General features: G+C 52.3%; 6 protein-coding genes and 1 pseudogene. 5 read left to right on the forward strand and 2 right to left on the reverse strand.

Going from position 1 to position 5,870, the window contains the following annotated elements; all coding sequences use genetic code 11:
• Positions 1-111: 111 nt before the first annotated feature.
• The 4 genes from QRY16_RS21350 to QRY16_RS21365 all read left to right on the forward strand — a co-directional run bounded on the left by QRY16_RS21350 (position 112) and on the right by QRY16_RS21365 (position 3,482).
• Positions 112-786: a hypothetical protein gene (locus QRY16_RS21350; RefSeq protein WP_289777988.1), complete on the forward strand. Its 675-nt coding sequence runs from the start codon at positions 112-114 to the stop codon at positions 784-786.
• An 84-nt stretch (positions 787-870) separates the two neighbouring features.
• Positions 871-1,407 (forward strand): primosomal protein DnaT, encoded by a 537-nt coding sequence (dnaT, locus tag QRY16_RS21355; protein ID WP_193406702.1) that lies wholly within the window; start codon positions 871-873, stop codon positions 1,405-1,407.
• Positions 1,407-2,147: a replicative helicase loader DnaC gene (gene dnaC, locus QRY16_RS21360; RefSeq protein ID WP_193406703.1), complete on the forward strand. Its 741-nt coding sequence runs from the start codon at positions 1,407-1,409 to the stop codon at positions 2,145-2,147. Before dnaT ends, dnaC begins: the two co-directional genes overlap by 1 nt.
• A 201-nt stretch (positions 2,148-2,348) precedes the next feature.
• Entirely contained in the window at positions 2,349-3,482 is a 1,134-nt protein-coding gene (locus tag QRY16_RS21365; RefSeq protein ID WP_289777989.1) for an ROK family protein, read from the forward strand.
• A gap of 33 nt (positions 3,483-3,515) precedes the next feature.
• Here QRY16_RS21365 and QRY16_RS21370 read toward each other — a convergent pair whose 3' ends face one another.
• On the reverse strand, positions 3,516-4,424 hold the full coding sequence (locus QRY16_RS21370) for an MFS transporter (RefSeq protein ID WP_289777990.1): 909 nt from the start codon (positions 4,422-4,424) through the stop codon (positions 3,516-3,518).
• Positions 4,421-5,586 (reverse strand): IS3 family transposase gene (locus QRY16_RS21375; RefSeq protein WP_289777991.1). Its coding sequence is split into 2 segments (ribosomal slippage): positions 4,421-5,331 and positions 5,331-5,586, totalling 1,167 coding nucleotides; the frame shifts between segments, so codons are not numbered across the junction. The genes QRY16_RS21370 and QRY16_RS21375 overlap by 4 nt, the downstream gene beginning before the upstream one ends.
• Before the next feature lie 128 nt (positions 5,587-5,714).
• Here QRY16_RS21375 and QRY16_RS21380 point away from each other — a divergent pair.
• Positions 5,715-5,870: pseudogene (locus tag QRY16_RS21380) on the forward strand (transposase); the annotation flags it as partial.

The raw sequence follows: 5,870 nt of genomic DNA on the forward strand, positions 1-5,870 counted from the left end.
TTTTAAGGCTCCATCAGGTGCGGAACTCATCGAGGCGCGGGCATCCATGCCCATAGTGACGCCGGATAGATTTAGGCAAGCCAACATTAATCAAAAATCAGTGTTGCAAAAATGGTGGGGACCATAGGTTTTTTGTTTGCGGCACTTTTTCTTGTTCTGATGGTGGCTCCGGTTTATATCGATGTCGCCTGGATGAATGATGCGCTGCATGAAACGTCCTTTACGGAAGCCACCCAGGAAGCTTTGTTGGCGATTGTCGCCATACTGTTCTTTATGGCGGCCCGCCAGCGTCCCGATCAGCGCGGTGCCTTAACGTTAGTGGGCGGTTTTTATATGTGTATGCTGATCCGTGAACTGGACTTTCTGTTTGATATGATTCATCACGGAAGCTGGGTATGGTTGGCGCTGGCGATGACCGCCGGTTGTTTTGCGGTCGCGATGCGCTCACCTAAACAGACCGTGCAAGGGCTGGCGAATTTGCTGCAGCACCGTAGCTGGCCGGTCATGGCAAGCGGTTTTCTGGTGGTGCTGGTGTTCTCACGCCTGTTTGGTACCCATACGCTATGGCAGCATCTGATGCTGAATAACTACCATCGTGTAGTGAAAAATATGGCAGAAGAGGGGACGGAACTGCTCGGATACAGTTTATGTACGCTGGCGTCAATACGTTATTTATGGCACACCCGGCTGATTAAATTTACCCATAGCAAGCCAATAACCGAACCTGCTGCTTCCCAACGCAAATCGGCGCACACTAAACATCTCAGACCTTTTGAGCGATCCTGAGCGCTAAAAAAGGTACAATAGACACGTCTGCACCGGATGTTTACCCTGTCCGGTGCAAAGTGTTCGCTAACGTCAGGTCTCTTCATGTCAGTCAAAATCTTAACTTCAACGCTTATAGGCCTGGATGCCTTTCGTCAGGACCCGCTCAATGCCTTGCAGCAGGCTGATAACGGTACGCTGGCAGTGTTACAGGACTACGCACCGGTCATGTATGCCATTACACCGGCGCGCCTGGCGCAACTGTTAGCGCTGGAAGCCGCCGCACAGCAACCTAACGATGTGGCACTGGATGACAGCTTATTCGACAATGAACCCGCCGCCATTCATACACCGGCTGGCAAATTCGCCATGTACGATGGCTGGCAGCCAGATGCTGATTTCACACGCCAGGCCGCAATCTGGGGTGTAGCGTTGAGCGAACCCATCACCGCAACCGAGCTGGCCGCATTTGTCGCTTACTGGCAAGCGGAAGGCCGCCTGTTTCATCATGTTCAGTGGCAGCAGAAGCTGGCGCGGAGTATCCAGATGAATCGTGCCGCCAGCGGCGGGCAGCCGAAGCGTGACATCACGCAGCTGCCGAATCCTGATCGTACCATTCCCGATGGTTTCCGAGGTGAGTAATGAAAACGCCGACCGATCTCTTTAGCCGCCTGAAAAAAATGATGCCCGCCGGCACCCAGCCTAAATTCACCAAAGGTGAAGATCTGCTGGCGTGGAATCAGGAGCAAGGCCGTTTACGTTCCGAGTCTATCGTCCGTGAAAACCGTGCGATGAAGATGCAGCGCATCATGGGCCGCTCCGGCATTCGCGAGCTGCATATCAACTGTTCATTTGATAACTATCGCGTCGAAAACGAAGGACAGCGCAAAGCGCTCGAACAGGCACGACAGTATTGCGCAGAATTCGATGGCAGCATTGCCAGCTTTGTGTTTTCAGGACGTCCCGGCACCGGCAAAAATCACCTGGCGGCAGCAATCGGTAATGACCTGATTTTGCGTGGCCGAAGCGTGTTAATCGTGACGGTCGCCGATCTGATGTCGAGCATGAAAGGCACCTTCAGCGACTCCAGCAACATCACTGAAGAGCGCCTGATCCAGGATCTCAGCAGCGTAGATTTGTTGGTGATCGATGAGATCGGAATGCAGAGCGAATCACGCTACGAAAAAGTGATCATCAATCAGATTGTTGACCGTCGCTCCTCATCCAAACGCCCAACCGGTATGCTGTCAAATCTCGATCATGCGGGCATGAATACCTTGCTGGGCGAAAGGGTGATGGACCGGATGCGCCTCGGCAACAGCCTTTGGGTGCGCTTTGACTGGGAAAGCTATCGCAGCCGGGTTCGCGGCGACGAATACTAAATTTCAGCCCGCATCGTCGGGCCGTTTTTGCCTCTGTCGTAATATGAAGCAACAGCCTGCTGCCTGCATCACCTTTCACAGCGAATACCCTCCAAAACGCTTACACAACCTGATATTGCAGCGTTGTGTGATACAGAATGCAAAACGAAAATACAGACGCTGATACACTGAATTACTTCTCTTTTCGTGGGGTAAAGCGTTATGAAAGCCATTGGCAAAGGACCTGCATTATTGCGGCTAAATAACCAGAAGCGAGTGATGGCGCAACTCCGCAAGCTGCGGGTAACGTCACGTCAGGATATTGCGCAAAGGCTGTCGCTGAGTAAGAACACCGTTTCGCTGATTATTGATGACCTGCTGGAACACGATTTTATTGAAGAACTGGGTCCGGTTAGCGCAGCGACGGCAGGCCGACCTAAAATTGAGATCACCCTGCGTCCGGAAAAGTTAAAAAGCGCTGGCGTCGTGGTGGAGCGGAACAGAATTCACTGGCGCGTTTGTGATTATTTCTCGCAGGTGATTGCGGAAGAAACGCTGCACACCGATACCCATCATCCCACGCCACTACTGGCCGAGCTGGCTATGGTTTGCCGCGAGATCAACAATAAATATCCCGATTTATTAGGTATCGGGCTGGGATTTCCAGGCATTATCGATCCGCAACGCGGCTGGATGCATCTCTCCTGCCGTCTTGGCTGGCAGGAGGTTGATCTGCTCACCTCGCTACGCAAACATGTGCGTTTACCGATCCGGGTGATGAATAATATCAACGCAGCAGCGTTACTTTCCGTACAGCAATTGAGACTGGTAGCTGAAAGCAGCCACTTTTATCTGCGTATTTCCGAGAGCATTGAAGGTGCCTTAGTCAGGCATGGCGAGGTTCTTATCGGCAACAGCTGGACGGCGGGAGAAGCGGGGCATTTAACCGTGCAACCAAACGGGCCACGCTGTAGTTGTGGCAGACAAGGCTGCCTTGAGGCGCTGGTTAGCCAGCCGGCAATCAAACAACAACTGGCTCAACGCCAGCCGGGATTAAGCTGGCAGAACCGCGACAGTGCGCCACGTATTGTAAATGAAGTGATGGTGCAGGCAGGAAATTTTCTCGGCAAGGTGCTCAGCCAAATTATGTTATTGCTCAATCCGGCCAGCATCGTCATTGATTGCCCGTGGAGTGCACATGCAGGATTTTGCGAGGCAGTACGCAGCGTGACTGAGTCCGACACGCTGACCTTTACTTATCAGCATACCCAGCTGCATTTTCTGTCCGTCCGGCTTAATCCGGCAAATGGTCTGGCGTTGGCGGTCATTGAGCAATTCGAACAGCGCATCAGCTAGAATAAGGGCAGCTTTCGCTGCCCTTTTAGCCTATCAACGCGATGGGTTGGTCGGTTCACTGACCAGCACCTCTTCCCCGGTTTCAATATTGAATTTCTCCAGCACACGCGCATGCACCTTCTCCAGTGATACGCCTCCGGTTTCCGGTAAATAGCGGAAGGTGAAGAAATACATTCCCAGCGAAAAGATAGCGAACAGCAGCAGCGGGAAGCCGCCATGGAACACGTCAACTAAATAAGCGTTGCTGTTAAGCACAGGGAAAGTCGTACTGATGACAAAGTTTGCCATCGACATGGCACAAATCGAGATGCCTACGCAGATCGAGCGAACTTCAGTGGGAAAAAGTTCCCCCAACACTGTCCAGACAATCTGTCCCCAGGTCATACCGAAGAACACCATGTAAGCGAATAAGCCCACCACCGCCAGCAGCCCCGAAAAACGATAATAAAACGCAACAAAGGTGTAGGCCAGAAAGATAGCGGAAGTAATCGCGCCCATTAGCAGCAGATTGCGGCGTCCAAGTTTATCCGTCACTGCCATGCCGATCAGTACCCCGGTAAACTGACAAACCGATAACCAGAAAGTTTGCAGCAGCGCAGAATCCGTACTGCCCGCGACGTTTTTCAGCAGCGTGGGACCGAAATACTGAATGACATTAATACCACTGATTTGATTACCTACCGCCAGACCTATACCCACGATCAACAACGGCACTGTGGTTTTATTCAGCCGAAAATGCACTTTGTGCTTCTTAGCCGCTTCTCTGGAAAACGAATTTTTGATCTCCTGAAAAACGCTTGCCGCATGGGTGGAATTGGAGATCTTACTCAAGGTATCCAGCGCTTCTTTATCTCTGCCTTTCAGGACATTCCAGCGAGGAGATTCGGGAATGAAAGCAATGAAAAAGATAAATAGCGCGCAGGGAACCAGTGTAGTGGTCAACTAATTTTGGCCACACGACCTGACTGTTCGTGGAACAGCCGCTCTGATTCATTTGGCGTTAAGCCGCCGTTATACCAGTGGGGCCGGAGTGCGCTGTAATACCCCGTTATATACCTGATTATGGCCATCCTCGCTTCCCCAATACTTTCGTAGCCCGTCGCCGGCACCCACTCACTCTTCAGACTACGGAAGAACCTCTCCATCGGACTGTTATCCCAGCAGTTTCCACGCCGACTCATGCTCTGCGTTATCCGGTAACGCCACAGCATCTGTCGATACTTACGACCGGTATAGTGACTACCCTGATCGCTGTGGAACATCACACCTGATGGCCGTCCACGCAGCTCCCACGCCATCTGAAGCGCTTTTATAGTGAGCTCTGTGTCCGGTGAATACGATATGGCCCAGCCCACCGGTTTGCGGGCGAACAGATCCAGCACCACCGCCAGATAAGCCCACCGTTTTCCCGTCCAGATGTAGGTCACGTCGCCACACCAGACCTGGTCAGGTTCTGTGACGGTGAACTGCCGGGCAAGAAGGTTCGGGATTTCAACATGTTCACTGCTACCGCGTTTGTATTTATGCGTTGGTACCTGACAACTGGTGATACTGAGTTCCTTCATCAGTCGACCGGCCAGCCATCGCCCAAGTTTGACACCCTTAGCGCTGACCATCATGGCGATACTTCTGGCGCCAGCAGAGCCACCGCTGGCGTTCCAGACTTCACTGACAAGACTGCGTTTGACGGCACGGTCAGCATCAGCTCCACTGCTGTTTTTACGAATGTAGCGATAACTGCTTCGGTGAACACCGAACAGCCGACACAATGGCGCTACCGGGTACTGCGCCCTCAGACTGTCTGTTATCGTGAACTGTTCAGGGAGTCCGACATCAAGCGCGCGGTAGCCTTTTTTAGGATTTCATTCTCCATTTCAAGGCGTTGTATCCGCTTTCTCATTTCCCTGAGTTCAGTCTGCTCAGGTGTCAGAAGCAACCCCGGTGGCATTTTCCCCTGGCGCTCCATACGTAACGATTTTACCCAGCGGTTTATGGCGGAGAGGCTGACGTTCATCGCCTTAGCTGCTTCGCCGTGGGTGTAGTTCTGGTCCAGGACCAGTTTTGCCGCTTCGAGTTTAAATTCAGCAGTAAATGCCTTGCTCATTGATTCACCTGTAAGATTTTGAGGTGAGCATATCACCTCTACTCAGGTGGCCAAATTTACTGTGCCACTACATGGAAAGTTGATCTCACCCAGACCAGATAGTCAATACGGTCAGTATGTGACGCTTACTGGAAGGCCGCGAGAACGTGCAGATCGTCTGTCAGGACATGTGGAAGCCATACCGCGACGTTGCCAGCCAGCTATTCCCGAAAGCCAGCATCGTCGTTGACCGCTTCCATATCCAGCGCATGGCTAACGAGGCGATGGAAACGCTGCGTAAGTCG

This window comes from Mixta mediterraneensis, from assembly GCF_030283135.1.
Taxonomy (GTDB): domain Bacteria; phylum Pseudomonadota; class Gammaproteobacteria; order Enterobacterales; family Enterobacteriaceae; genus Pantoea; species Pantoea mediterraneensis.